The sequence below is a fragment of the Virgisporangium ochraceum genome (genome assembly GCF_016863655.1).
GTDB lineage: Bacteria > Actinomycetota > Actinomycetes > Mycobacteriales > Micromonosporaceae > Virgisporangium > Virgisporangium ochraceum.
Genome location: NZ_BOPH01000047.1, coordinates 16,988 through 42,260, shown reverse-complemented (window position 1 = coordinate 42,260; position 25,273 = coordinate 16,988). Strand labels below are relative to the sequence as shown.

The following is a 25,273-nucleotide window of genomic DNA, read 5'->3' as shown; positions in this document are numbered from 1 at the left end:
TGACGTTGCCGACGCAGCATAACCACAAGACCATCACCTGCGAATCGACCGACGCGTTGACCTGGCACGAAGCCGTGAGGGAGTTACACGACTACGAAAAGTAACTGGCTACGGCAGTGCCAGCATCTGCGCCAGGGCCGCCTTGGCGTGGTGCGCGGTGTCGGCATCGACCGTGATCTCGTTGACCACCCGGCCCGCGACCAGCTCCTCGAGCGCCCACACGAGGTGGGGGAGATCGATGCGGTTCATCGTCGAGCAGTAGCAGACGGTGCGGTCCAGGAACATGATCTGCTTGTCGGGGTGGGCGTTGCCGAGCCGCCGCACGAGGTTCAGCTCGGTGCCGATGGCCCACTTGCTGCCGGCGGGCGCGGCCTCGATCGTGCGGATGATGTACTCGGTCGAGCCGACGAAGTCGGCGGCGAGCACCACGTCGTGCCGGCACTCCGGGTGAACGAGCACGTTGACGCCGGGCACCCGTTCGCGCACCTCCTTCACGCTGTCGAGCGTGAAGCGGCCGTGCACCGAGCAGTGCCCGCGCCAGAGGATCATCTTCGCGTTCGCCAGCTGCTCCCCGGTGAGGCCGCCGCCGGGCTTGTGCGGGTCGTAGAGCACGCAGTCGTCGAGGCTCAGCCCGAGCTCCAGTACCGCGGTGTTGCGGCCGAGGTGCTGGTCGGGCAGGAAGATGACCCGCTCGCCGCGCTCGAACGCCCACTTCAGCGCCCGCTCGGCGTTCGACGACGTGCAGACGGTGCCGCCGTGGCGCCCGACGAAGCCCTTGATGTCGGCGCTGGAGTTCATGTAGGTGATCGGCACCGTCGTGTCGGCGAGGCCGAGCGACGCGAGCCGCTCCCACGCGGTCTCGACCTGGCCGAGCACCGCCATGTCGGCCATCGAGCAGCCGGCGGCGAGGTCGGGCAGGATCACCTTCTGCTCGGGCGCGGTGAGGATGTCGGCCGACTCGGCCATGAAGTGCACGCCGCAGAACACGATGTACTCGGCCTGCGGCCGGGCCGCCGCGTCCTTGGCGAGCTTGAACGAGTCACCCGTGACGTCGGCGAACTGGATGACCTCGTCGCGCTGGTAGTGGTGCCCGAGGATGAACAGCCGGTCGCCGAGGGCGGCCTTGGCGGCGGCGGCGCGGGCGACCAGGTCGGGGTCGCTGGGGGAGGGCAGCTCGCCCGGACAGTCGACCCCGCGTTCGCTCGACGGGTCGCTGCCGCGGCCGAGCAGGAGCAGGGCGGTGGCGGTGGGCGACGGCTCAGTAAAGCTCACGTTGATAATAATTGCATGATCCCGCTCGCCTATTCCCGTTCCGGCGGTGTGACCTGACAGACTCCACCTCCATGCGGGTGCTGATCTGTCCGGACAAGTTCGCCGGCACCCTGTCGGCCGTCGAGGCGGCCGCCGCCGTCGAGGCCGGCTGGCGGGCCCGGTCCCCGCGCGACGAGGTGGTCACACTTCCGCTCGCCGACGGTGGGCCCGGGTTCGTCGAGGTCCTGGCGGCCGCGCTGGGCGGCCACCGGCTCCCGGTGCCCATCGTCGACCCGCTCGGCCGCCGCGTGACCGGTGAGGTGCTGGTGGCCGGCGACACCGCGTACGTCGAGAGCGCACAGGCGTGCGGGCTGCACCTGCTCGACCGGGGTGAGCGGGACCCGAACCGCACCACGTCCTACGGCCTGGGCGTGCTGCTGGTGGCGGCCATGGAGGCGGGCGTGCGGCGGGTGGTGGTCGGCCTCGGCGGCTCGGCCACCAACGACGGCGGCGCCGGCATGCTCGCCGCGCTCGGCGCGGCCCCGGTCGACGGGGCCGGCCTGGTGCTGCCGTACGGGGGCGCCGCCCTGGCCGGCTGTGTCGGCCTCACCGGGACGCCCCGGCTGCGGGCCGGTGTGACGCTGGTCGCCGCGACCGACGTCGACAACCCGCTCACCGGTATCCACGGCGCCAGCGCGATCTTCGGCCCGCAGAAGGGCGCCGAACTGGAGGACGTGATGCGCCTCGACGCCGCGCTGGAGCGCTTCGCCTCCGTCCTCGAAAGGGATCTGGAACGGTGCCCGCCGGAGCTGGCGGCGCGGCCCGGCGCCGGCGCGGCCGGCGGCATCGGCGCCGCCCTTCTCGCGCTCGGCGGCACGGTCGAGTCGGGGATCGGCCTGGTCCGCGCCGCGGTGGGCCTCGACGCGCAGCTCGACGACGCCGACGTGGTGATCACCGGCGAGGGCTCGTTCGACCACCAGTCGCTGCGCGGGAAGGTGGTCTCGGGGGTCGCGGCCGGCGCGCGCGACCGCGGCGTGCCGTGCGTGGTGCTGGCGGGACGCGTGAGCGCCGGCCGCCGGGAGGCCGCCGCGGCCGGAGTCACCGAGGCGCATTCGCTGGTGGACGAGCTGGGCGGCGTCGAGGAAGCGATGTCCCGGCCGGCGGACGGGCTGCGGAGGCTCGCGGAACGGCTCGCCGGCCAGTGGGCGGGTTCCTGAGAGCGTGAGACAATGGGAATGCTGTCCGTGGTGACGCGTGTTGACCATCACGACGTGTCCCAAACGCCAAGTAACTGCAATCAAGCGCCAAGGAGCAACACATCGTGACCGCTTCGCACACCGAAGAAGTCAAGGAAGGCGCCGCCAACAACACCGGCGTGACGCTGACCGACTCTGCCGCCTCGAAGGCCAAGGCTCTTCTGGCCCAGGAAGGGCGCGACGACCTGCGGCTGCGTGTCCGCGTGCAGCCGGGTGGCTGTTCCGGCCTGCGCTACGAGCTGTTCTGGTGCGACCGCCCGCTCGACGGTGACAAGGTCGACGCCTACGACGGCTTCGAGTTCGTCGTCGACCGGATGAGCATCCCGTACCTGTCGGGTGCCAGCATCGACCACCTCGACCGCATCGACGCACAGGGCTTCGTCATCGAGAATCCCAACGCCCAGGGCTCCTGCGCCTGCGGCGACTCGTTCCACTAGTCGTTCCCGCACGACGGGCCTGCCGGACACGTCCGGCAGGCCCGTCGTGCTCCCGGGCCGTCCCTCGGTACGCTGATCGCTGCCGGATTTTCGCTCTCCGTCCATCTGGGGTTCCCCTATGAAGATCGCCGTCACCGGCTCGATCGCCACCGACCACCTGATGCACTTCCCTGGTCGCTTCGCCGAGCAGTTGCTTCCCGACCAGCTGCACAAGGTGTCGCTGTCGTTCCTCGTCGACGACCTCGTGGTGCGGCGCGGCGGTATCGGTCCGAACATCTGCTTCGGGCTGGCCCAGCTGGGCGTGGCGGCCGCCCTCGTGGGCGCGGTCGGGTCGGACTTCGCCGAGTACCGGTCCTGGCTGGAGCGGCACGGCGTCGACTGCGGGTCGGTGCTGGTCAGTGAGACGGCGCACACCGCCCGGTTCGTGTGCACCACCGACGACGACCTGTGCCAGATCGCCTCGTTCTACGCCGGCGCGATGGCCGAGGCCCGCAACATCGAGCTCCAGCCCACCGCCGCGCGGCTGGGCGGCCTCGACCTGGTGCTGATCAGCCCGAACGACCCGGTGGCGATGGTCCGGCACACCGAGGAGAGCCGGGAGCGCGGCTACGCGTTCGTCGCCGACCCGTCGCAGCAGCTGGCCCGGATGTCGGGCGCCGAGGCGCGGCAGCTCATCGACGGCGCCGCCTACCTGATCACCAACGACTACGAGGCCGACCTGCTGCGGTCGAAGACCGGCCTCACCGACGCCGACCTGCTGGGCCTCGTCGGCGTGCACATCACCACGCTGGGCGCGCAGGGCGTGCGCATCGTCGGCCGCGACCTGCCCGCGCCGATCGAGGTCCCGGCCGCCCGCGAGGTGCAGATCCTCGACCCCACCGGCGTCGGCGACGGCTTCCGCGCCGGGTTCTTCGCCGGCGTGTCGTGGGGGCTGTCGCTGGAGCGCTCGGCGCAGGTCGGCGCGCTGCTGGCGACGATGGTCCTGGAGACCGTCGGCCCGCAGGAGTACGTGCTGCGCGGCGACGAGTTCGCGAAGCGGCTGGCCGAGTCGTACGGCGACGACGCCGCTGACGAGGTGCGTCCGTTCCTCCCGTAGCACGTGAGGGGGATCTCCTACTTTCGCCGTAGGAGAAGGGTAGTTTTTCCCGCCGGCCGGGCCTAGCGTGGAGACCGGTGGGAGCAAGCGGGAGTGGATGGGTCGTGGCGGCCGCCGTGCTGGTGGCCGCCACGATCGTCGGCGTCGGGTGGCGCCGCCGCCAGGGCCGGCCGAGGAGCGTCGGAGCCGGAGGCGGCGGTGTGAGCCTGCTGCTGTTCACCACGCCGACCTGTTCGACCTGCGCGCGGGTCCGCGAGCTCTGCGCCACCATCGACGCCCCGTACCGGGAGGTCGACGCGTCCGTCGACCTCGACCGGGCCCGGGCCTTCGACGTGTGGCGGGCACCCACCCTGTTCGTCCTCGATGAAGAAGGCAAGCCCGTGTGGCGCGCCACCGGCGTCCCGAAGCGGGCCGACCTGGAAGCGGCGGTGACCCCGTGACCGGCCTCGACCCCCGCGGACCGCGGTTCGTCGCGGCCGTCACCGCCGTCGTGCTGGTGGTTGTGCTGGTGACCGGGAGCGGCTGGCTCACGCTCGCGCAGACCGCCGCGTTCGCCCTCGGGTCGGTCGACCCGGGCTGGAACCCGTACGCGCTCGTCTACCGGTGGCTCGTGCGGCCCCGGCTGCGGCCGCCCACGGAGAAGGAGAGCCCGGAACCCGTCAGGTTCGCGCAGCGGGTCGGGTTGGCGTTCCTGGCGGTGGCCACGGTCGGCTACCTGGGCGGGCTCACCGGGCTCGGTGCCACCTTCGCCGGGCTCGGACTGGCCGCCGCGTTTCTCAACGCCGCGTTCGGGCTGTGCCTCGGCTGCGAGGTGTACGTGGCGCTTCAGCGCACCCGCCGCACGTCGTAGCCCGGCCCGTCCTCGACCGCGCCGACGAACTCCTGCCCGCGGAGGCGGCACCACGCCGGGATGTCGACCGCCGCGGCCGGGTCGTCGGCCAGCACCCGCACCACCGAGCCCACCTCGACCTCGGGCACCAGGCGGGCCAGCATGATCACCGGCAGCGGGCACCGCTTGCCCCGGGCGTCCAGGACCTTCACAGCCCCACCACCCCGGCCTCGGCCCGCAGCCGGTCCACCACCCGCGGCACCACCGCCAGGAACCGGTCGACCTCGTCGTCGGTCGTCTCGCGGTGCAGCGACACCCGCACGTTCCCGTGGGTCAGCACGCCCATCGCGGCCAGCACGTGCGAGGGGCGCAGCGTGTCGGCGGTGCACGCCGACCCCGACGACACCGCGAACCCCTCCCGCGCCAGGCCGTGCAGCAGCGCCTCGCCGTCGACGTACAAACAGGAGAACGTCACGATGTGCGGCAGCCGGTCGACCGGGTCGCCCACCACCTCGATGTCGGTGACCGCCGCTACCAGGCCCGCGCGCACGCGGTCCACCAGCGCTCCGAGCCGGCGCGACTCGGCCTCGGCCTCCGCGACCACCGCGCGCACGGCGGCGGCCGCGCCCACCACCAGTGGAACGTTCACCGGCGGTGCCATCGGCCGCGGGTCGGCCCAGCGGGTGCCCTTGCGCACCACGAGCACGCCCACGCCCGCCGGTCCGCCCCACTTGCGCGCGCTGGCCGACAGCAGCGACCACCCGCCGGGCACGGCCTGGCGGCCCACCGACTGCGCCGCGTCGACGTAGAGCGGCACCCCGGCCTCCCGGCACGCGGCCGCGACCTCCGCCACCGGCTGCGTGGTGCCGACCTCGTGGTTGGCGCTCTGCAGCGCGGCCACGGCGGGATCCGTCGTGCGCACGGCCGTCGCGAAGGCGTCGGCGTCGACCCTTCCGTAAAGATCCACCGGGACCACGTGAGCGCGGCCGTTCGCCGCCTTGATGACCGCCGAGTGCTCGACCGCCGAGTGCACCACGGCCCCGGTGTGCTGGACGCCGTCGATGGCCAGGTGGGCGGCCTCGGTGCCGCCGGCGGTGAGGTGCAGTTCGTCCCGGTGCGCCCCGAGCGCCTCGGCCAGCACCTCCAGCGAGGCGTCGAGCAGCTGGCGGGACTGGCGCGCCACCGGATACAGCTTCCCGGGATCGGCCCAGCCGACCTCGAACGCGGCCCGCATCGCCTGTACGGCAACCGGATGGAGAGGTGCCGCCGTAGCGGCGTCGAAATACCCAGGCACGACACAACGGTACGTTCGGCCCCCACGCCAAACCGGGCGGCGACGTCGAGTAATGTGCGGCTGGATCGGTTGTTTGCCGTCATGAGGCAGGAGCTCAGGTGTTGGCAAGGGAACGCGGGTGGCGCCTGGCCCGGCTGGCCGGCCTGGGAGTCACCGTCGCGGTGCTGCTCTCGGGCTGCTCGTTCGACGAGAGCGTGCGGGGCTTCGGGTGGTTCAAGGGCATCACGCCCGAGGGCCGTCGAATGTACGAGCTGTGGATCGCGGCCTGCATCGCCGCGCTGGTGGTCGGGGTCTTCGTGTGGGGCCTGATCTTCTGGTGCGTGGTGCGCTACCGCAAGCGGGGCGACGAGCTGCCGCCGCAGACCCGGTTCAACATGCCGCTGGAGTTCCTGTACACGGTCATCCCCGTCCTCGTGGTCTGCGTGCTCTTCTACTACACCGCGATCGTGCAGACCTACGTCGACCGGCGCGTGCCGAACCCCGACGTCGTGGTCGACGTCGTGGCGTTCAAGTGGAACTGGAAGTTCAAGCACACGAGCGTCGACGGCGACGAGGTCTCCGGGCCGGCCGGCTCCGAGGTCACCACGATCGGCGCCAGCGACTACATTCCGGTGCTCGTGGTGCCCACCGGCAAGCGCATCGAGTTCCGTGAGTACTCCGAAGACGTCATCCACTCGTTCTGGGTGCCGGAGATGCTCTTCAAGCGCGACGTGTTCCCGGGCGGCATCAAGGAAGACGGTGAGGAAGAGGGCATCGTCAACCGGTTCCAGGTCACCATCGACCGGGAGGGCGCGTTCGTCGGCCGGTGCGCCGAGCTGTGCGGCGCCTACCACTCGATGATGAACTTCGAACTGCGCGCCGTCAGCGAGAGCGACTTCGCCCGCTACATCGACCTGCGCAAGCAGGGCCGCAGCACCCCGGAGGCGCTCGAGGCCATCGGCCAGGAGGGCTACGCCACCACGACGCGGCCGTTCCAGCGCGAACCCGAGCAGAACGACCCGCAGGCGGTGACCCGGTGAAAAGCGAATGGCGGCTCTTCGGGCTCATCGCGGCGTTCTGCTTCATCGTCGCGGCGATCTACGCCTGGTGGACGAAGGAGATGAACCCGGCCGACCTCGGCGTCGAGTGGGTCGGCACGGTGGGCCTGATCCTCACCGGGCTCCTGACGCTCATGTGCGGCGGCTTCTTCCTCGTGGTGTCGCGGCGCATCGAGCCCCGCCCCGAGGACCGGCCCGACGGTGAGATCGCCGAGGGCGTCGGTGACCTGGGCTTCTTCAGCCCCGGCAGCTACTGGCCGTTCGGCCTGGCGGCGGCGTGCTTCGTCGCGGCGCTGGGCCTGGTGTACATGCAGATCTGGCTCATCATGGTCGGCGCGGCGTCGATCATCTTCGCCACCGGCGGTCTGCTGTTCGAGTACTACACGGGCTCCCGCCGGGTCGCCGAGTAGGCGCCCACAGAGGACGAACGCCCCAGACGACGAACGCCCCCGGCCGGGTTCTCCGGCCGGGGGCGTTCACGTTCTCCCGGAGTCAGCGACCCCGGGGCGGTGGCGTCAGCTGGCGCCGGCCGCCCGCTCGGCGCGTGCCTGCGCCTCGAGCTGCGCCTTCTTCGCGGAGGCCTTGTCGACCTCGGCCTGCGACACCGCGAGGTTCCCGAACACGCTCACGGCCTGGTAGTAGGTCCAGGCGAGGCCGAGGCAGACCGGCCGCACGATCGAGTTGTACGTGCCGCACTTGCGCTTGAGGTCCTCGTAGAACGCGCTGTCGATGCGCGCCTTGTTCGCGTCGAACTGGCTCATGTCCTTGTAGTTGCGGTAGCCCCAGTCGTGCCGGTGGCAGGAGAGCCGAAAGTCGAAGCCGGACGGCTGGTCGGGGCTGGCGGAGCAGTAGTCGGTGCTCCAGTCGAACCCGTAGGAGGCCCAGGCACCCTGGTTGAGGCGGGCCGAGTTCCAGGAGTTGTAGCTGGTGGCACTGGTCTGCGTGAACGTGCTCATCACGCTCAACTTCTGTGCCGGTGTGACGGCTGCCGCTGGGGTGGCAGCGGCTCCGAGCGCGAGCAACCCGAGGATGGGTGCGGCGACGATGGCGGCAAGGCGGCGCTTCATGGGTCACCTCGTATGGCCGGGCCCCCGAATGGGCCAAGTGTCCCATTGTTATGGCGAAGTCACGCTCCGGAACAGATGTAGATCGATGAAATCCGTTCTTCGGCGCGTGATTTGGGGTGTTTGACGCCTGTTCAGGGACCCCTGAATCAGGCCGCGAGCCGTCGGTTGCGCTGGCGGGGCAGCGGCGCGAGCCGGGGCAGCGGCAGCAGCCGCGGCATCGGCGGCTCGACCAGGACCGCGGTGCCGCACGACGTGCACGCCCACTCGGGGCACGTGGGCTCGTGCTGGTCGGCACACGGCGGCTGCTCGAACGTGCGCGGCTGCGCGCACGCGGGGCAGTGGAGTTGATAGCTGAACACGGCTCGCACCTTCCGTCACCTCGACGGTCGCACGACCCGCCGCGCCGGCACGGTAGGCCGGCCCGGCGTGTCGCACACGGCCGGCGCCCTCGACGGTCCACATGCGGCTTCTCAGCGGTCCCCGGGCGGCCTCTCAGCCGTCGACGTCGGTGACCACCGCGTTGGGTGGCAGCGTGAAGCCCTCCGGCGCCGCGGCCGCCTGGTAGGTGGTGAGCGTGAGCCGCCCGTCGGGGGACTCGAAGTGGGCCAGCACCCCCTCCGCCGTGGCGCAGGCCTCGATCACCTCGGCCACCCGGACGCACTCCGTCGACCGGCCGGCGATGTCGCGCGTCGACCGCTCCACCGGGCCGGGCACGCGGGCCGCCAGCCGGCTCAGGTAGGCGCTCACCAGCTCCGGCGCGATGAAGTCCGGCGCGAGCACGTCGACGAGGGCCTTGGCGTGGGTCAGCGGGATGCCGTCGGTGCCCGACGAGCGCACGCAGTTGGGCGCCTCGCCGCCCGGTGTGCGGCAGAGCACGTTCGCGTCGGGACCGGCGACGTACACGGCCGCGGCGCTGCGGTAGGCGCGGCGGGGTGCCTCCTGGACGGCGGTGACGGCCGTGCCGTTCCCGGTGGTGTAGCCGGCCGTGTAGGCGAGGTCCTGCCCGTTGGCGAGGTTGGCGGCGAAGTCACGCAGCGCCTGGGCGTCGGCCGGGCTGCCGGCCTTCCGGGCGGAGTCGCCGCCACCCCAGCCGAACAGCTGGAACGCGCCCATCAGGAGCGGCACGCTCAACGCGGCGGCCGCGATGCCGGCCGCAATTCGCTTCTTGGTGGTCAGATCGCCCATCACGGGTCGTTCAACGCCACTCCAGCCACTTCGGTTGCGGCGCGGCGCATCCACAGACGACGCTCGATCCGGTGTAGATAGCCGCTCCGGAACCGCACCGGATAGAGCGTCGTCTGTGGACACACCGTGGTGTGGGCGAGCGTGGTACGGGCGGGTGGGCGTGGTGCGGGTGCCGCGCTCCGCGCAGGACGGGCGTGGTGCGGGTGAACCCGGCGGTACCGCCGGGCGTGGTGCGGGGCGGGCGCGGTGCCGGGTGGGCGTGGTGCGGTGGGTGCGGGGTGGGTGCGGGGTGGGCGCGGTGCGGTGGGTGCGGGGTGGGCGTGGTGCGGGGCGGGCGTGGTGCGGGGTGGGGCGTGGTACGGGCTGGGGCATGGTCGCGTATGCGGCGGCGAAGCGACCGGGCAGATAATGAGCAACCGCGCATACAAGGAGCAAACAGGCATACAAGGAGCGACCCGGCAGCCAACCGGCAGACGAGGAGCAGACAACAGGCAGACAAAGAGCGAGCCCCGGAGGCCATCCTTCGGGGCTCGCTCCTGGTTCGGGCCTAGCGGGTGCCGGAGCCGATCTCCTCGCGCGCGGGGGCGGGGGAGACGGGGGCCTCGCTGGGCTTGTTGAGCTGCACCGGTGGGGCCGGCTTCTCGATCGGGTAGAAGAAGCCACGGACGGTGGGCAGCAGCGCACCGAGGCGGTTCATCTTCTTCGGCACCGGCGCGCCCTGGTAGTCCAGGTGCGCGTGGTGACCGTTGTCGCTGGCGGCCAGCGGCTGGTGGATCTCCACGAACCCACCGTCGGGGAGGCGGCGGATGATGCCGGTCTCGACGCCGTGGGCCAGGACCTCGCGGTCGTGCTGCTGGAGTGCCAGCGCGATCCGGTACGCCACGTAGTAGCCCAGCGGCGGCAGTACCAGCAGGCCGATGCGGCCGGCCCAGGTCATGGCGTTGAGGCTGATGTGGAACCGTTCGGCGATGACGTCGTTGGCGCCCGACAGCGTCAGCACCACGTAGAACGTGATCGCCATGGCACCCAGGCCGGTGCGCCAGGGCACGTCACGCGGACGCTGGAGGAGGTGGTGCGCCTCCTTGTCCTTGGTGAACCGCGCCTCGATGAACGGGTACACCGTGGGCAGCATCGTGAGGATGCCGGGCAGCACCACCGTCGGCCAGAACAGCGGCGGGACGGTGTAGTTCCACACCCGGATCTCCCACGGCGGGAACAGACGCGTGGAGCCGTCGAGGAACATGACGTACCAGTCGGGCTGGCTGGCCGAGGAGACCACCGCGGCCTGGTACGGCCCGAAGATCCACACCGGGTTGATCTGGAACAGGCCGCCGAGCAGGGCGATCACCGCGAAGACCAGCATGAAGAACCCGCCGGCCTTGAACGCGAACCCGGGGAACATGCGCACGCCGACCACGTTGTGGTTCGTGCGCCCCGGGCCGGGGAACTGGGTGTGCTTCTGCTTGACCAGCAGCCCCATGTGCGCCGAGATCAGCGCCAGCAGCGCGCCCGGGATGAGCAGCACGTGGGCGATGAAGAAGATGTTCAGGATCTGGGTGCCCGGGAACTCGCCGCCGAACAGCGAACTGGCCACCCACGAGCCGATCACCGGGATCGACAGCATGATCGCGTGGGCGATCCGCAGGCCGGTGCCCGAGAGGGCGTCGTCGGGGAGCGAGTAGCCGGTGAAGCCGGCGAGGAAGCCGACCCAGAAGAGCAGCGAGCCGATGATCCAGTTGAGCTCGCGCGGCTTGCGGAACGCGCCGGTGAAGAACACCCGGAACATGTGCAGCACGATCGCGGCCATGAACAGCAGCGCCGACCAGTGGTGCATCTGCCGCATGAACAGGCCGCCGCGGACCTCGAACGACAGCTCGAGGGCCGACTCGTAGGCCCGCGACATGTCGATGCCGCGCAGCGGGGTGTAGGCGCCGTCGTAGACGACCTCCTCCATGGAGGGGTCGAAGAACAGCGCCAGGTACGTGCCCGTGAGCAGCAGCACGATGAACGAGTAGAGGGCGATCTCGCCGAGCAGGAACGACCAGTGGTCGGGGAAGACCTTGTTCAACAGGCGACGCAGCGGCGTGGCCACCTGGAGCCGGTCGTCGACCTCACCGGCCGCCTTGGCCGGTAGCTCGGCGATGTCGAACTTGCGCTTTTTCATGGCTCGCACCGCTTCCTGCGAGGGCTCCGTTCCGTCATGGCCGTTCCCAGAAGCCAGGACCCACCGGAACCCGGTAATCCGATTTCGCCACGAAGTAGCCTTCCTCGTCTACTTCCAGCGGCAACATTGGCAGACGCCGCGTCGCCGGGCCGAAGATCGGCCGGGCGTTGTCGGTGATCTGGAACTGCGACTGGTGGCACGGGCAGAGCAGACGGTTCGTCTGCTGCTCGTACAGGCTGGCGGGGCAGCCGGCGTGGGTGCAGATCTTGGAGTAGGCGACGTAGTTGCCGTACATCGCGTCCTTGTTGACCTCGATGCGGCCGAGGTTGCCGCGAAGCTCCTCGGCGTCGTTCTGGCGCAGGTGGATCAGGAGCGTCGGCGAGTCGGCGTGCTGGTTGGTGTCGCCGTGCGGGATGCCCGGGAACACCGTGATCTGCCCGCCGACGCTGACCTCCTCGGGCCGCACCGGGGTCTCGTCCTCGCGGACCAGGCGGATCTTCTCGCCGTTCTCACCGGGCTGGAATCCGGTGTGGTAGTACATGTCCTCGTCGTGCGGGTCGTTGATCAACCCGCCCAGCGCGACCACCGGCACCGCGGCGAACGGAGCCACGCCGAGCGCGATCGCGCCCTTGAGCAGCGGCCGCCGGGTGATCCCGGTCTCGTCGGCCATGTTCAGCAGCGTGGCGCCGGTCATGACGCGCTCGTCGGTGGGCGACGCGCCGTCGTGCCGGTCCTGCACCGCGACCTCTTCGGGCAGCAGCTTCTTCGCGAAGATGATCACCGCGGCGCCGAGGCCGAGCAGCGCCAGGCCGAGCGTGAGACCGAGCAGCGGCGTGTAGTAGTCGCCCGGGCCCGAGGCGCGCTCGTACTCCCAGGGCCACCAGCCGAACGCGATCACGAACCCGACCGAGGCGGCGCCGGTGAGCAGGAAGAAGAACGCGATCGTGCGCTCGACCCGCTTCTCGGCCTTGGTGCCGCGCACCGGGAACCGGGGCGCGTAGTGCACGATCTCGACGCCGTCGCGTCGGGCGCCCTCGCGCACCAGGTCGAACCGGGTGTGCCGCGGGTCGGAGACGTCGAACGGCTCCCCATCGTCATGAGGGTTGGGCTCGTCGTGCCTGTGCTTCGTGTCGACCGTCACGACTTCCCCGCAATCCACAGCGTCGAGAACACCAGGACCACAATGCCGACCAGGAAGATCACCAGTGCCTCGGGCACCGGGCCGAGCCGGGCCAGGCCGAAGCCACCCGGATCCTTGTCCTCCTGCAGGGTCGTGATGTAGCCGATGAGCGCCCGCTTCTCGTCGGGCGTGAGCTGGTTGTCGCCGAACACGGGCATGTTCTGCGGACCGGTGAGCAGCGCCGCGTAGATCACCCGGGGTGACACCTCGTCGAGCGAGGGGGCGTACTTGCCGGAGGACAGCGCACCGCCGCCGCCGCCGTACCCGTGGCAGGCCGAGCAGTTGATGCGGAACAGTTCGCCACCGCGCGAGATCGCCTCGTCGCCGGTGTCGACCAGCTCACCGCCGGGGATCTCCGGGCCGCCGCCGAGGGCCTGGATGTAGGCACCGATCTGGCGCGCCTGGTCCCAGGTGTAGAGGTTGGGCTTCTTGGGGGCCTGGGCCTCCTGCTGGGCCATCGGCATGCGACCGGTGCCGACCTGGAACTCCACCGCCGCGGAGCCGGCGCCGAGAAGGCTCGGGCCGCGCCCCTGCACGCCCTGGGCGCCGGGGCCGTGGCAGGTGATGCAGGTGGTCTCGTACAGGCGCTTGCCCTGCTCGGCGGCCGTGGACAGCGGCGGGGTGTCCTCCGCCTGGGTGATGCCCGGGGCCATCGCGGTGTAGAAGCCACCGACGATGGTCAGCGCCGCGAGCAGGCGCACGGTGGCACCCAGCCGGCGACGTAGCCGACCGGGCGGCCGGCGGAACGCCGGCACACCGTGGGTGCGCTCGCCGGCGGGTCCACCTGCGGACCTGCCGCCCGGGTCGCCGGCGGGTCCACCCGGCCGGCGCCGACCCAGTTTCCAGCTCATAACCTCACCTTGGCATGGAGTTTTCTGCTACGCCCACGTACCTGAGACGATGCGTCGTTTGGAAACGTGACGTGTTCTAGATGAACGGCAGGATGTAGATCATGAAGAACAGCGCGATCCACACGATGTCGACGAAGTGCCAGTAGTACGAGACGACGATCGCCGCCGTTGCCTGCGCCGGGGTGAACCGGCCCATGGTCGTTCGGATCATGTAGAAGATGAACGCCACCAGACCGCCGGACACGTGTAGTCCGTGGAAGCCGGTGGTCAGGTAGAACATCGACCCGAACCCGTCCGAGTTGATCTTGATGCCCTCGTGCACCAGGGTGCGGTACTCGTTGGCCTGGCCGAGAACGAAGATCAGGCCCATCACGAACGTGATGAAGAACCAGCGCCGCAGGCTGTGCACGTCGCCGCGCTCGGCCGCGAACACGCCGATCTGGCAGGTGATCGAGGACGCCACCAGGATCACCGTGAAGGTGAGCGCGTACGGGATGTTCAGCTCTTCCGAGTGGTGTGCCCACTCAGTGGGCATGGCCGCGCGGATGGAGAAGAACATCGCGAACAGCGCCGCGAAGAACATCAGCTCGCTCGAGAGCCAGACGATCGTCCCGACCGCGACCATGTTCGGCCGCGTCAACGAGTGGATCTGGTTCTTGGCGATGCCCGGAGCCGCAGTCACGCGGTCATTATGTCGTCTGCGAGATCGCCTGGCTGCGCGGGGGCCAGATGTCAAGGTCCGTGCCCCACAAACTCCTCCCGCGGGGGACCTCGCACGGTAACGGGAATAACCTGGGTCACGTGGATGCGCTGCTGTTGGTGCCCGCCGTCGCGGGCACGGGCCCCGGGGCCGCGATTCTGGCGCACGGGGGTGAGCTCGGCCCGCCGTCGGCGGCGACGCTGCTCGCGCCGCGGCCCGGCTCGTGGCTGGCGCTCGCGCTCCTCGCGGCCGCCGCGCTGTACTGCTACGCGTGGTGGCTGCTGCGCGCCCGCGGTCACAGGTGGCCGGTCGGCCGCGGTCTCGCGTTCCTCGGCGGGCTGGTCGCGATCGCGGCGGTCACCCTCACCGGGGTGGGCGCGTACGACACGACGCTGCTGAGCGTCCACATGATCCAGCACATGGTGCTGTCGATGATCGCTCCGATTTTCCTCGCGCTCGGAGCGCCGGTCACGCTCGCGTTGCGCGTCCTGCCGAAAAAGCCACGTGACGCGCTGAGCACCGTCCTGCACAGTCGCGTCGCCCGGGTGGTGGCGCACCCGCTGGTGGCCTACGGGCTGTTCGTGTTCACCCCGTTCGCGCTGTACTTCACCGGCCTCTACGAGCTCACCGTGCGGAACGAGCTGGTGCACGAGCTCGTTCACGCGCACTTCATCCTCGTCGGCTGCCTGTTCTTCTGGCCGCTGATCGGGGTCGACCCGCTGCCCGGCCGGTGGCCGTACCCGGGGCGGGCGCTGCTCATGGTCCTCAGCACGCCGTTCCACGCGGTTCTGGGGCTCACGATCATGCAGAGCACGACGCTGCTCGGCGGCGACTGGTACCCGTCGCTGAACCTGCCCTGGGCCGACCCGTTCCAGGACCAGGAGCTGGCCGGCGGCATCCTGTGGGCCGGCGGCGAGGCCGTCAGCATCACGATGCTCGCCGTCCTGGTGGGCCAGTGGATGCGGGCCGCCGACCGGGAGGCGCGCCGCGTCGACCGCCAGCTCGACCGGGAAGAGGCGGAGGAGCGTGCCCGGGCCGAACGCGCGGAAGGTACGATCCGCCCCGGGACGACCGAACAGCAGGAAGTGACCACGACATGACCTCGACGGTGCTGCTCTACAGCGACGACCCGCACGTGCGGGACCGCATGCGGCTGGCCATCGGCCCGCGCCCCGCCAAGGACCTCGAGGTCGAGTTCGTCGAGTCCGACTCCTACGCCGAGACCGTGCGCCTGGTCGACGAGTACGACGTCGACCTGCTGGTGCTCGACGGTGAGGCCGCGCCGGCCGGCGGGCTGGGCATCGCCCGCCAGATCAAGGACGAGATCGCCGACTGCCCGCCCACGTGCGTGGTCATCGCGCGCGCCGCCGACCGCTGGCTGGCCGCGTACGCGCGGGTCGACGCCACGCTGGTGCACCCGCTCGACCCGGTGACCACCACGCAGACGGTGGCCACCCTGCTCCGCCAGCGCGCCGACGGTCTCCCCGTCAACCGGTAAGCCCACCCGTACCCCCGACCCCCGGAAAGGCCGTCATGGGCGAGCGCACCTGGCCGAACCTGCTCTCGGCACTGCTGCGCGGCGAGGAGCTCGGCACCTCAGACACCGCGTGGGCGATGAACGAGATCATGACGGGCAACGCCACCAGCGCGCAGATCGCGGCGTTCGCGGTCGCGCTGCGGGCGAAGGGTGAGACCCCGGCCGAGATCGCCGGCCTGGTCGAGGCGATGATCGGCAACGCGGTGCGGGTCACACTCCCGGAGGAGACGCGTACCAGCGCGGTCGACATCGTGGGCACCGGCGGCGACCGGAGCCACACGGTGAACATCTCCACGATGGCGGCCCTGGTGGTGGCGGGCGCGGGTGTACCGGTGGTCAAGCACGGCAACCGGGCGGCCTCGTCGTCGTGCGGCGCCGCCGACCTGCTCGAGGCGCTGGGCCTTCCGCTGAACCTGGGTCCCGACGCGGTGGCCACGACCGTCGCCGACACCGGCATCGGGTTCTGCTTCGCGCCGGGCTTCCACTCCGGGCTCCGCCACGCCGGTGTCACCCGGCGCGAGATGGGCGTGCCGACGTTCTTCAACTTCCTCGGGCCGCTGACCAACCCGGCGCAGCCCACCGCGTCCACCGTCGGCTGCGCCGACCCGCGCATGGCGCCGGTGCTGGCCGAGGTGTTCGCCCGGCGCGGCGACAGCGTCGTGCTGGTGCGCGGCGAGGACGGGCTCGACGAGTTCACCACCCTCGCGCCCACCCGCGTGTGGGCCGTCAGCGGCGGCACGGTCACCGAGCAGGTGATCGACGCGGTCGACCTCGGCATCCCGCGGGCGCCCGACCTGGGCGCGCTGCGCGGCGCCGACGCCGAGTTCAACGCCGCTGTCGCGCGGCGCCTGCTCGACGGCGAGACCGGTCCGGTGCGCGACGCGGTGGTGCTCAACGCCGCTGCCGCGCTGGCCGCCCGCAAGGGCTTCGGCCCCGGCTCGGGCACGGACCTGCCGGGCGCGCTGCGCGAGGGCATCACGCGGGCCGAGGAATCCCTCGACACCGGCGCCGCCAAGTCCACGTTGGACAAGTGGGTCACGCGCGCCAGGTCACTCGCGGGGTAACCCCGCGAAGGCAGAGATGCGGGCCACGATGGGTCCGCTCATGCGGGTCCACGTGAAATGGTCTGAGGCGGCGCCGAGGTCTCCGGCGCCGAAATGGACGCGCTCGACGGACGCCGCGCCGAGCAGCGCGGTGTAGTTGTCGACGACCGGGGCCGGCACGAGGTGGTCGCCCTCGATGCTGATCGCCAGCACCGGAACGCTGAGCTTCGCCAGCGCCTCGTCGGCGCCCGGCAGGTTGCCGTAGCCGCCGGTGCGGGCGGTGCGGGCCCAGTCGGTCATCACCCGGCCGGCCTGGCGGCCGCCGAAGCCCCAGCCGGGCCACACCCGGAGCACGGCGGAGGTCGCGCCGATGCTCTGGGTCATCGCGAGCAGGCCGTACCGGCGCCGGCCCGGATACGCCCGCCAGTACGGGATCGCGGCCGCGACCAGCACCACACCCGCGATGCCGGCCGGGTCGTTCGCCGCGTGCAGCAGCCCGATCTGACCGCCGAGCGAGTGCCCGACCAGCAGCAGCGGCCGGCCGGCCCGGCGTTCGGCGAGCGCGGCGCAGACGGCCGCGACGTCGTCGACGAGGTCGGCGTAGCCGTGGTTCCCCCGGCGCGACGGCCGGGGCGTGCTCGCGCCGTTGGCCCGCAGGTCGAGCGCGACCACGGCGAACCCGGCCGCGTGCAGCCCGGCGGCGAAGTGCCGGTAGTAGCGGGCGGGCACACCCATGGCGGGCAGGATCAGCACCATCGGTGCCGACCCGTCGTCGGGATAGCTGTGCAGCGCAAGGCTGTCACCTGATGCGAGAGGGAGCTGCTCGACGGTCGGGTCCACGTCGGAAGCGTAGGTTACCCCTGGGTAGCTCGACCACCGTCCTATAGCTTGGCGGGCATGAAGCCCCTTGATATTGCGACCGCCCGCATCCCGGGCCGCCCGGCGGTGAGCCCGAGCGGTGACACCGTGGTGCTACCCCTGTCGCAGATCGACCTCGACGCCGACGACTACACGAGCCACCTCTGGATCGCCCCGGCCGACGGCTCCGCTCCGCCCCGCCGGCTCACCGGTGGCTGGCGCGACGGCGCGCCGAAGTACTCGCCCGACGGTGCCTGGGTGGGCTTCATCCGCACGGTGCGCGACGACGACGGCGAGACCGGCAAGTCCCAGCTGTGGGTGCTGCCGACCGCGGGTGGCGAGGCCCGGAAGCTCACCGACGAGAAGCTCGGCGTCGGCGAGTTCGCGTGGGCGCCCGACTCGGCCCGGATCGCGTACGTGGCCCGGGTTCCGGAGGAGGGCCGGTACGGCACGAAGGCGAAGGTCGACGCGGGCAAGGAGCCGCCGCGGCGGATCACCAAGCTGTCGTACCACGTCGACGACCTCGGCTACCTCCTCGACCGGCCGCGGCACGTGTTCGTCACCGCGGTCGCGGAGGGCGCGGAGCCGACGAAGATCACCGACGGCCCGTACGACCACAGCGACGTGGTCTGGTCGCCGGCCGGCGGCCTGCTGGCGTTCGTCGCGGCCCGCCACGAGACGTACAACGACGACCTGGTCGCCGACCTGTGGGTGTGCGCCGAGGACGGGTCCGACCTGCGCGCCGTCACCGACGGCACGATGTGGTCCGGCGGGCCGCAGTTCACGCCCGACGGCACCGGCCTGTGCTTCCACGGCGGCGACGCCGAGGAGGCGATCGTCAGCAACGTGGGCATCTGGTACGCGCCGGTCGACGGCAGCGCGCCGGTCCGCCGCATCACCGACGAGGAGAAGTACCACCTCGCCTACCCGGGCGGCGACATCCAGCCGCTCGACGACGGGGTGCTGTTCCTCAACGAGCAGCGCGGCGCCGTCGAGATGCTGCTGTTCCCCTACGACGGCGGCGAGCCGACGGTGCTCTCCGACGGCGAGCGCCAGATCATCGGTTACCACCGCGTCGGCGACACCCTCGCCACGGTCGTCGTCGACGCCGGCTCGTGGGGTGAGCTGTACGTCGGCGACCGCAAGCTGTCGTCGTGGAGCGAGGGTGTCGAGTCGTTCCCGATGGAGGAGATCACCGGCTCCACCTCCGACGGGTATCCGGTGCACGGCTGGGTCGTGCGGCCGGCCGGCGGCGGCCCGCACCCGGTGCTGCTGATGATCCACGGCGGCCCGTTCACCCAGTACGGCTGGCGGCTGTTCGACGAGGCCCAGGTGCTGGCCGCCGCCGGCTACGCCGTGGTGATGGGCAACCCGCGCGGCTCGTCGGGGTACGGGCAGGCGCACGGCCGCGCCGTGATCGGCGACGTCGGCGCGGTGTGCGGCGCCGACCTGATCGCGCTGCTCGACCAGGCCCTGAAGGCCGACGACCTCGACGGCTCCCGGGTCGGCGTGCTCGGCGGCTCGCACGGTGGCTTCATGACCACCTGGCTCGCCGGCAACCACCCCGACCGGTTCAAGGCCGCCATCTCCGAGCGCGCGGTGAACGCGATCGACAGCTTCACCGGCTCGTCGGACATCGGCTGGTTCTTCTCCGACGGCCTGTACAACGGCGACGCCACGAAGAGCCCGCTCGCCTATGCCGACGCGATCACCGCCCCGATGCTGATCATCCACTCGGAGCAGGACTGGCGGTGCCCGGTCGAGCAGGCGCAGCGGCTGTTCGTGGCGCTGAAGCGCCGCGGCGCGACCGTGGAGATGCTGCTGTTCCCCGGCGAGGGGCACGAGCTGTCGCGTACCGGCCTGCCGTCGCACCGGGTGGCCCGCTTCGAGGCCATCATCGAGTGGTTCGACCGCTGGGTCTGACGGGTCGTCTCCGGACGCCGACTGACGCGCGGAGCGCGTCAGTCGGCGTCCGGAAACCCGATCGCGAAGGCCTCTTCGAGGTCGTGGCGGGAGTAGGCGCGGAACGCGATGTGCGTGTCGGTGGCCGTGACCCCCGGGGTCTTCGAGATGCGGCCGGCGATGACCTCGGCGATCGCGTCGAACTGGGCGACGCGCACGACCGCGATGAGGTCGATGCTGCCCGCCACCGAGTAGACCTCGCTGACCCCGTCGATGTTGGCGAGGTTCTCGGCCACCTCGGGAATCGCGTCGGTGGCGCAGTTGATCAGGACGATGGCGGTGATCACCTGTGGTCTCCTTCGACGGCCGAACCGGCGCGAATCATCGTACGGCGACGGTGAGCCCGCCGTCCGCGCGGATCGCGTTCTCCAGAACTTCGCCGGCGCCGACGGACGCACCCGGCCAGACCACCGCCGACCGCACCGGCCCGGCCACCCGGGCGCCGGCGCCGACCACCGCGCGCGTCACCGGCGCGGTGACCTCGGCCGTCGGGTCGACCAGCGAACCGTCGCCCGCGGCGTGCAGGTTCGCGGCCAGGTACGTCGCGGGGGTGCCGGTGTCGAGGTAGGTGCCGTCGAACGGGACCACCTCCAGCCGGCCGGCCCGCTCGGCCGGCCGCCAGGCCGTGCGCACCAGGTCGCCGCGCTCGACCGGGAGGTCGCGCACGACGGTCCAGGGCAGCAGGGAGAAGCCGGCGAACCGGTACGGGCCGAACTCGCCGCGACCGGGCTCCGCGGGGACGCCGAGGATCCGCACCGTGTCGCCGGTCCAGCCGTCGAGCATCGCCGCGATGTCCGGGCCGGGGGCCTTCCCCGCCGAGGACAGGTAGGCGTCGGCGTTGCCGGCCAGGACACCCCGCCCGTCGATCCAGTCGCGCAGCCTGGCCAGCCCTCCGCTGGTCCCCCATGGTTCGTCGGGCTCGACCCCGACGAACGCCCGCCCTCCGATGTGCGCGACCACCTGCGAGCCGAGGTAGCAGGCGTTGACCGCCGCGTCGAGACCGAGCGCCGCCACCCGGGCGAGTGCGAGGTCGAGCAGGGGCACGTTGCCCACGGGACACAGCGCCTTCGGCACGGACTCCGTGAGTGGGCGCAGCCGGGTGCCCTCGCCGGCCGCCAGCACGACCGCGCAGACGTCGCTCACGACCGGGTCTCCGGGTACGCGGCGTAGGGGCCCATGCCGTAGTAGCCGAGCAGTTGCGACGTGGGCACGGTGAGCGGCGGCAGCGCGTCGATGGGGTGGAACGCCGCCTCGTAGACCTCGGCGCCGTCGACGCTGGTCTCGGTGCCGGGCGGCACAGTCGCGAAGAACACGCAGTCGATCCAGCCCGCCCGGTGCACGATCGCGTTGGGGTTCCCGGGTTCCAGGTCCTCCGGCGTCAGCCGGATCCCGCTCTCCTCGAACAGCTCGCGGGCGGCGGTCTGTGCCGGACGCTCACCGCGGTCCATCAGCCCGGCCGGCAGCGACCAGCCGGTGCCCGGCGGCTGCCGCAGCAGCAGGAGCTTGTCGTCGGTGGTCTTCACGAGCACGACGGCGCCCACGGTGAACCGTTGCTTCACCAACCGCACGATGCGGCGCCGCCACCGGCCCGGCAGCCGGTAGAACGCGGCATAGAACGCCTTACGAAGTGCGTGCACCCGGCAACGGTAGTGGACGGCTACTGGGGCGAGTGATCCACCGCCCGGATCAACCGGTCGACGACCGTGTTCGCGGAGACCTTGTGGTCGGCGACGGCCACCAGGAGCGTCTCAAGATCGGGGAAACCGAGCTGGCCGGCCAGCCTGACGAGGGGGAGGTCGCTCGCGAGGCCCCGGCCGTGCTGGCGCAGGGCCAGCCCCACCGCCACCCGCCCGAGGCGGACCTTGTTGGCGATCGTGACGGTCTCGCTGCGCTTCTCGAACCAGCGGCCGATGTGCAGCCGCGCGTGCGGGGTCTTGACGAACGTCAGCCACTCCTCGGAGGGGCCGCGCTCGTCGTCGGCGTCCTGACGGGTGATGATCTCCACCGAGTCGCCGTCGGCGAGGGGGGACGACAGGGGCACCAGCCGGCCGTTGATCCGCGAGCCGATACATCGGTTGCCGGTGTCGGCGCTGAGCGTGTACGCGAGGTCGACCGGCGTCGAGTCCGAGGGGAGCAGCACCGGCCGCCCGGTGCCCGTGAACACGATGATCTGGGACTCCGACAGGTCGCACCGCAACGACGCCAGGAACTGGCCCGGCTCGGCGGCGGCGCTCTCCCAGTCGAGCAGGCGCTGCAGCCATTCGAGCTGCTCGGCGCGGGCGGCCGGGCCGTACCCGCCCATGCCCTCCGGATACCGGAAGTTGACCGCGACCCCGTACTCGGCGCTCAGGTGCATCTCGCGGGTGCGGATGAGCACTTCGACCGAGCGCCCGTCGGGGCCGATGACCGTGGTGTGCAGCGACCGGTACAGGTTGTTCTTCGGCGAGGCGATGAAGTCCTTGAACCGCCCGGGTACCGGCCGCCACCGGCCGTGGATCACGCCGAGCGCCGCGTAGCAGTCCATGTCGCCGCCGTCGACCCGTACGACGAGCCGGGGGAGGTCGTGCGGCTCGGAGTGCCGCCCGGCGACGGTGTCCTTCCAGATGGAGTACAGGTGCCGGGGACGGACGGTGATCTTGCAGTCGACCCGGCCGGCTCTGAGCTCCTGGGTGAACACCGTCTTCGCCCGGTCGAGGTACTCGTTCCACCCTTCGCGCTGGGCGAGGTACTCGGTGATCAGCGCGTAGCCGCTCGGGCTGAGCGCCTTGAGCACGCAGTCCTCCAGCTCGCGCTTGAGCACCTGGATGCCGAGCCGGTCGCACAGCGGTACCAGCACGTCGCGGGTGGCCGTGGCGATGCGTTGCTGGCTCTTCGTGCTGCGGGCGTCGAGCGTGCGCATGTTGTGCAACCGGTCGGCCAGCTTGATGACCAGCACCCGCACGTCGCGGCCGGCCGCGATGATCAGCTTGCGCAGCGTCTCCGCCTCGGCGGCCTCGCCGAAGAACAGCTTGTCGAACTTGGTGAGCCCGTCGACGATAAGCGCCACCTCGGGCCCGAAGTCGCTCTCCAGCGCGGCGACCGTGTAGCTCGTGTCCTCGACGGTGTCGTGCAGCATCGCGGCGACCAGCGTCACGGTGTCCATGCCCAGGTCGGACAGGATCGCGGCGACCGCCACCGGGTGCGTGATGAACGGGTCGCCGCTCTTGCGCATCTGGCCGCGGTGCATGCGCTCGGCCATCTCGTAGGCGCGGCGCACGAGGCCCGTGTCGGCGTCGGGATGGATGCCCTTGTGCGTGCGGATCAGCGCCGAGACCGGATCGGTGTCGGTCGACCAGGGCAGCAGGCTCTTCAGGCGACGGGTGAGGCCGCTCTCGGCCGGGGCGTCGGCTTCCGGCGTCTCTCTCGCGTCCTTCGCGGGCGCCGCGACGGCGAGGCCGAGCTCGGCCGCGGTGAGCGACGGGTCGGACCCGTGCCCGCGCTGCGTCGGTTCGCTGGTGCCCCGATGGTCGTGCCGATCTGGGGGCGTGTTCAGGCGCCAGCCGTTGTGGGCGATCCCGGGGTCCACCGGTGGCACCTCCTCACCGTTGCCGTCCGGGTGGGGTGCACCGGTCGGCGTGTCGGGGTGGGTAGCAATTCCTTCCAGGGTAGTAACTGTCTCCGCGCCCGATCGGTCATTTGCGTATGTGCGAACGACGGATGCACTAACCGCCTTCAAAGAGATATTTCACCCCGTAGTGCGCGAATCGAACTCACAATTCCGGCAATGACTCCGTTACCGGCGGTGAGAATCCTCGGGATCGCGCCCCGCGGAGATCGCCGCGTCGGCCATCGCGAGCAGTTTCCGCCACCGTCCGGCCCCGCGGGCGGGTGACGCCCACCCCTGGTCGATCCGGACCAGCCGGGTCTCCGGACGCTCGAGCCACGCCAGGATCCGCTCGCCCTCCTCGGGCGTGGCGGCCGGCACCGGACCGGGACCCGGGAGCACCGTCTCGGCGGTGGCGAGCAGCATGTCGATCGTGCGTCGTGGATGCTCGCCGGCGGGCGAGACCCCGGCGGCGACGAGCCGGCCGCGCCGGGCGACCGCCAGCTCCCAGCCTCCGGTGGCGGCCGGCCGCGCGGCGACCACCTCGGTGAGCGTGGTGAAGCTCGCCAGGCGCTGCATCCGCACCGCCGCCCGGAGGAACGCGGTGAGCCGGGACCGCACCGCGGCGGCGTCCTCGTACCGCTGCTTCTCGGCGAGCGTGTGGATCCGGGCGAGCAGCCCCTCGACCACCTCGGCCGGGTCTTCGCGGGTGGCCGAGCGGAACGGCTCCGCGGCGCGCGCCGCGTACTCGTCGACCGAGATCCCGTGCTCGCAGGGCGCCGGGCAGCGGCCCAGTTCGGCCAGCGCGCAGGCCGGCGTCTTCGTCTTCTTCGACAACTTCTTGGTGCACTGGCGCATCGGCAGCGCGTCGTAGACACCGGCGGCGGCGAGCTCGGCCGACCGCTTGGACGCGAACGGACCGAGGTAGGCCGCGCCGTCGTCGCTGACCTGCCGCACCAGCGACAGCCGCGGATAGGCCTCGACAGTGAGCTTGAGCCAGACCACCCGCTCCGGGTACTTCGACCGGCGGTTGTACGGCGGCTTGTGCGCGGCGATCAGGCGCAGCTCGCGGATCTCCGCCTCCAGGGAGTGGGAGCACTCGATCGCCTCGACCCGCTCGGCGGCGGCGAGCATCTCGCTGATGCGGGCCCGCTTCTCGGCGGCGGTGAAGTAGCTCCTGACCCGGGTGGAGATCGACGAGCTCGTTCCCACGTACAGCGGGCGGTCCCTGCCGCCCCGGAACACGTACACGCCCGGTTTGTCGGGAAGGTTCTCGGCGAGGTGCTTCTTCTTCCGCTGCTGCGGACTGATCGCCTTCACGAACTCCAGCGCGTCGCCGAGGGTGTGCACCCGGTGACCGTTCAGCCGGGCGATCAGGGCGTGCAGGACGTCGACGGTGGCCCGGGCGTCGTGCAGCGCCCGGTGGCAGGGCTCGTTCGGCACCTTGAAGTGCCTGGCCAGCGTGCTGAGCTTGTGGTTGGGCACCTCGTCGGCGATCAGGGTCCGCCGGGCCAGCTGGGCGGTGTCGAGCGTGATCGGCTTCGGCCAGGGGTAGCCGAGCTCGGCGCAGGCGGCCTTAAGGAACCCGGTGTCGTAGGGCGCGTTGTGGGCGACCCAGACCGATCCCTCCGCGAACTGGAGGAAACCGGGCAGAACCTCCGCGATCTTGGGTGCGGGTAACAACATGGCCTCAGTAATGCCGGTGAGCACCGTGATGAACGGTGGCAGCCGCTCCTCGGGGTGGACGAGCGTCGCGAACTCCCCGAGTACCTCCCCACCCCGGACCTTCACCGCCCCTATCTCGGTGATGCCGCCCCCACTTGGTGAACCCCCGGTGGTCTCCAGGTCGACGACCATGAACGTGGTGCTGAACAGGGAGGCCGCGCGCGGATCGTCGAAAAGCGCGTCCAGGGTGAGCTGCACGGGGGGACGTTATGCCACCG

27 protein-coding genes are annotated in these 25,273 nt (G+C 71.3%); 11 read left to right on the top strand and 16 right to left on the bottom strand.

Going from position 1 to position 25,273, the window contains the following annotated elements; all coding sequences use genetic code 11:
• Positions 1-108: 108 nt before the first annotated feature.
• The gene (gene nadA, locus Voc01_RS18340) at positions 109-1,272 is read right to left on the bottom strand and encodes a quinolinate synthase NadA (RefSeq protein ID WP_373873832.1); all 1,164 of its coding nucleotides are present in this window, start codon (positions 1,270-1,272) and stop codon (positions 109-111) included.
• Between the two features lie 71 nt (positions 1,273-1,343).
• On the opposite strand from nadA, the gene Voc01_RS18335 reads away from it, so the two are divergent.
• From Voc01_RS18335 to Voc01_RS18315, 5 genes are all read left to right on the top strand, one after another.
• Complete coding sequence (locus tag Voc01_RS18335) at positions 1,344-2,468, top strand: glycerate kinase family protein (RefSeq protein WP_203928673.1); 1,125 nt, start codon at positions 1,344-1,346, stop codon at positions 2,466-2,468.
• Between the two features lie 101 nt (positions 2,469-2,569).
• Positions 2,570-2,944, top strand: a complete 375-nt coding sequence (locus tag Voc01_RS18330) for a HesB/IscA family protein (RefSeq protein WP_373873835.1) — start codon at positions 2,570-2,572, stop codon at positions 2,942-2,944.
• Between the two features lie 118 nt (positions 2,945-3,062).
• The gene (locus Voc01_RS18325) at positions 3,063-4,040 is read left to right on the top strand and encodes a carbohydrate kinase family protein (protein WP_203928671.1); all 978 of its coding nucleotides are present in this window, start codon (positions 3,063-3,065) and stop codon (positions 4,038-4,040) included.
• A 77-nt stretch (positions 4,041-4,117) separates the two neighbouring features.
• The gene (locus Voc01_RS18320; RefSeq protein WP_203928670.1) at positions 4,118-4,480 is read left to right on the top strand and encodes a thioredoxin domain-containing protein; all 363 of its coding nucleotides are present in this window, start codon (positions 4,118-4,120) and stop codon (positions 4,478-4,480) included.
• Positions 4,477-4,890, top strand: a complete 414-nt coding sequence (locus tag Voc01_RS18315; protein ID WP_203928669.1) for a DUF4395 domain-containing protein — start codon at positions 4,477-4,479, stop codon at positions 4,888-4,890. The genes Voc01_RS18320 and Voc01_RS18315 overlap by 4 nt, the downstream gene beginning before the upstream one ends.
• On the opposite strand, the gene Voc01_RS18310 is transcribed toward Voc01_RS18315, so the two are convergent.
• Both Voc01_RS18310 and Voc01_RS18305 read right to left on the bottom strand, forming a co-directional pair.
• The gene (locus tag Voc01_RS18310) at positions 4,866-5,033 is read right to left on the bottom strand and encodes a sulfurtransferase TusA family protein (RefSeq protein WP_239160296.1); all 168 of its coding nucleotides are present in this window, start codon (positions 5,031-5,033) and stop codon (positions 4,866-4,868) included. The genes Voc01_RS18315 and Voc01_RS18310 overlap by 25 nt on opposite strands.
• A 44-nt stretch (positions 5,034-5,077) precedes the next feature.
• On the bottom strand, positions 5,078-6,163 hold the full coding sequence (locus Voc01_RS18305) for a cysteine desulfurase family protein (protein ID WP_239160291.1): 1,086 nt from the start codon (positions 6,161-6,163) through the stop codon (positions 5,078-5,080).
• Between the two features lie 98 nt (positions 6,164-6,261).
• Between Voc01_RS18305 and ctaC the strand changes: the two genes are divergently transcribed.
• Together ctaC and Voc01_RS18295 are read left to right on the top strand one after the other, a co-directional pair.
• The gene (gene ctaC / locus Voc01_RS18300; protein WP_203928667.1) at positions 6,262-7,182 is read left to right on the top strand and encodes an aa3-type cytochrome oxidase subunit II; all 921 of its coding nucleotides are present in this window, start codon (positions 6,262-6,264) and stop codon (positions 7,180-7,182) included.
• Entirely contained in the window at positions 7,179-7,610 is a 432-nt protein-coding gene (locus tag Voc01_RS18295; protein ID WP_203928666.1) for a cytochrome c oxidase subunit 4, read from the top strand. Before ctaC ends, Voc01_RS18295 begins: the two co-directional genes overlap by 4 nt.
• Before the next feature lie 105 nt (positions 7,611-7,715).
• Here the strand turns inward: Voc01_RS18295 and Voc01_RS18290 are convergent, their stop codons facing one another.
• The 7 genes from Voc01_RS18290 to ctaE all read right to left on the bottom strand — a co-directional run bounded on the left by Voc01_RS18290 (position 7,716) and on the right by ctaE (position 14,329).
• On the bottom strand, positions 7,716-8,267 hold the full coding sequence (locus Voc01_RS18290) for a phospholipase (RefSeq protein WP_203928665.1): 552 nt from the start codon (positions 8,265-8,267) through the stop codon (positions 7,716-7,718).
• Between the two features lie 146 nt (positions 8,268-8,413).
• Positions 8,414-8,626, bottom strand: coding sequence for a hypothetical protein (locus tag Voc01_RS18285; RefSeq protein ID WP_203928664.1), 213 nt, complete (start codon positions 8,624-8,626; stop codon positions 8,414-8,416).
• 133 nt (positions 8,627-8,759) lie between these two features.
• On the bottom strand, positions 8,760-9,452 hold the full coding sequence (locus Voc01_RS18280; protein ID WP_203928663.1) for a hypothetical protein: 693 nt from the start codon (positions 9,450-9,452) through the stop codon (positions 8,760-8,762).
• Between the two features lie 547 nt (positions 9,453-9,999).
• Positions 10,000-11,616, bottom strand: a complete 1,617-nt coding sequence (gene qcrB / locus Voc01_RS18275) for a cytochrome bc1 complex cytochrome b subunit (RefSeq protein ID WP_203928662.1) — start codon at positions 11,614-11,616, stop codon at positions 10,000-10,002.
• 34 nt (positions 11,617-11,650) lie between these two features.
• Positions 11,651-12,757, bottom strand: coding sequence for a cytochrome bc1 complex Rieske iron-sulfur subunit (qcrA, locus tag Voc01_RS18270; protein WP_203928661.1), 1,107 nt, complete (start codon positions 12,755-12,757; stop codon positions 11,651-11,653).
• Positions 12,754-13,647: a cytochrome bc1 complex diheme cytochrome c subunit gene (gene qcrC / locus Voc01_RS18265; RefSeq protein ID WP_203928660.1), complete on the bottom strand. Its 894-nt coding sequence runs from the start codon at positions 13,645-13,647 to the stop codon at positions 12,754-12,756. Before qcrC ends, qcrA begins: the two co-directional genes overlap by 4 nt.
• 76 nt (positions 13,648-13,723) lie before the next feature.
• Positions 13,724-14,329, bottom strand: coding sequence for an aa3-type cytochrome oxidase subunit III (gene ctaE, locus Voc01_RS18260; protein WP_203928659.1), 606 nt, complete (start codon positions 14,327-14,329; stop codon positions 13,724-13,726).
• A gap of 110 nt (positions 14,330-14,439) precedes the next feature.
• Here ctaE and Voc01_RS18255 point away from each other — a divergent pair, with 110 nt between their 5' ends.
• Genes Voc01_RS18255 through trpD form a run of 3 tightly spaced genes read left to right on the top strand, consistent with a single transcriptional unit; the run spans position 14,440 to position 16,948 of the window.
• The gene (locus tag Voc01_RS18255) at positions 14,440-15,447 is read left to right on the top strand and encodes a cytochrome c oxidase assembly protein (RefSeq protein WP_373873834.1); all 1,008 of its coding nucleotides are present in this window, start codon (positions 14,440-14,442) and stop codon (positions 15,445-15,447) included.
• Positions 15,444-15,845 (top strand): type 2 periplasmic-binding domain-containing protein, encoded by a 402-nt coding sequence (locus Voc01_RS18250; protein WP_203928657.1) that lies wholly within the window; start codon positions 15,444-15,446, stop codon positions 15,843-15,845. The genes Voc01_RS18255 and Voc01_RS18250 overlap by 4 nt, the downstream gene beginning before the upstream one ends.
• Before the next feature lie 35 nt (positions 15,846-15,880).
• Positions 15,881-16,948: an anthranilate phosphoribosyltransferase gene (gene trpD / locus Voc01_RS18245; RefSeq protein ID WP_203928656.1), complete on the top strand. Its 1,068-nt coding sequence runs from the start codon at positions 15,881-15,883 to the stop codon at positions 16,946-16,948.
• Here the strand turns inward: trpD and Voc01_RS18240 are convergent.
• The gene (locus Voc01_RS18240) at positions 16,934-17,767 is read right to left on the bottom strand and encodes an alpha/beta hydrolase family protein (RefSeq protein WP_203928655.1); all 834 of its coding nucleotides are present in this window, start codon (positions 17,765-17,767) and stop codon (positions 16,934-16,936) included. The genes trpD and Voc01_RS18240 overlap by 15 nt on opposite strands.
• A 57-nt stretch (positions 17,768-17,824) precedes the next feature.
• Here Voc01_RS18240 and Voc01_RS18235 point away from each other — a divergent pair, with 57 nt between their 5' ends.
• Positions 17,825-19,708 carry a S9 family peptidase gene (locus tag Voc01_RS18235; protein WP_203928654.1) on the top strand — a complete coding sequence of 628 codons (1,884 nt, stop codon included), beginning with the start codon at positions 17,825-17,827 and terminating at the stop codon, positions 19,706-19,708.
• Positions 19,709-19,746: 38 nt separating this feature from the next.
• Here Voc01_RS18235 and Voc01_RS18230 read toward each other — a convergent pair whose 3' ends face one another.
• The 5 genes from Voc01_RS18230 to Voc01_RS18210 form a co-directional block, all read right to left on the bottom strand.
• Positions 19,747-20,034, bottom strand: a complete 288-nt coding sequence (locus Voc01_RS18230; RefSeq protein ID WP_203928653.1) for an Lrp/AsnC family transcriptional regulator — start codon at positions 20,032-20,034, stop codon at positions 19,747-19,749.
• Between the two features lie 34 nt (positions 20,035-20,068).
• The gene (locus Voc01_RS18225) at positions 20,069-20,890 is read right to left on the bottom strand and encodes a nucleotidyltransferase family protein (RefSeq protein WP_203928652.1); all 822 of its coding nucleotides are present in this window, start codon (positions 20,888-20,890) and stop codon (positions 20,069-20,071) included.
• Positions 20,887-21,384, bottom strand: coding sequence for an NUDIX hydrolase (locus tag Voc01_RS18220; RefSeq protein ID WP_203928651.1), 498 nt, complete (start codon positions 21,382-21,384; stop codon positions 20,887-20,889). Before Voc01_RS18220 ends, Voc01_RS18225 begins: the two co-directional genes overlap by 4 nt.
• Before the next feature lie 20 nt (positions 21,385-21,404).
• Positions 21,405-23,279: a RelA/SpoT family protein gene (locus tag Voc01_RS18215; protein ID WP_203928685.1), complete on the bottom strand. Its 1,875-nt coding sequence runs from the start codon at positions 23,277-23,279 to the stop codon at positions 21,405-21,407.
• A gap of 240 nt (positions 23,280-23,519) precedes the next feature.
• Positions 23,520-25,253, bottom strand: coding sequence for a DEDD exonuclease domain-containing protein (locus Voc01_RS18210; protein WP_203928650.1), 1,734 nt, complete (start codon positions 25,251-25,253; stop codon positions 23,520-23,522).
• Between the last annotated feature and the right edge of the window lie 20 nt (positions 25,254-25,273).

Bases quoted from the DNA above. Each gene is read 5' to 3' on its own strand.
- Voc01_RS18335 (WP_203928673.1), top strand. From the start codon at position 1,344: ATGCGGGTGCTGATCTGTCCGGACAAGTTCGCCGGCACCCTGTCGGCC.
- Voc01_RS18325 (WP_203928671.1), top strand. From the start codon at position 3,063: ATGAAGATCGCCGTCACCGGCTCGATCGCCACCGACCACCTGATGCAC.
- Voc01_RS18310 (WP_239160296.1), bottom strand. From the start codon at position 5,033: ATGCTGGCCCGCCTGGTGCCCGAGGTCGAGGTGGGCTCGGTGGTGCGG.
- Voc01_RS18290 (WP_203928665.1), bottom strand. From the start codon at position 8,267: ATGAAGCGCCGCCTTGCCGCCATCGTCGCCGCACCCATCCTCGGGTTG.
- Voc01_RS18280 (WP_203928663.1), bottom strand. From the start codon at position 9,452: ATGGGCGATCTGACCACCAAGAAGCGAATTGCGGCCGGCATCGCGGCC.
- qcrB (WP_203928662.1), bottom strand. From the start codon at position 11,616: ATGAAAAAGCGCAAGTTCGACATCGCCGAGCTACCGGCCAAGGCGGCC.
- qcrC (WP_203928660.1), bottom strand. From the start codon at position 13,647: ATGAGCTGGAAACTGGGTCGGCGCCGGCCGGGTGGACCCGCCGGCGAC.
- Voc01_RS18250 (WP_203928657.1), top strand. From the start codon at position 15,444: ATGACCTCGACGGTGCTGCTCTACAGCGACGACCCGCACGTGCGGGAC.
- trpD (WP_203928656.1), top strand. From the start codon at position 15,881: ATGGGCGAGCGCACCTGGCCGAACCTGCTCTCGGCACTGCTGCGCGGC.
- Voc01_RS18235 (WP_203928654.1), top strand. From the start codon at position 17,825: ATGAAGCCCCTTGATATTGCGACCGCCCGCATCCCGGGCCGCCCGGCG.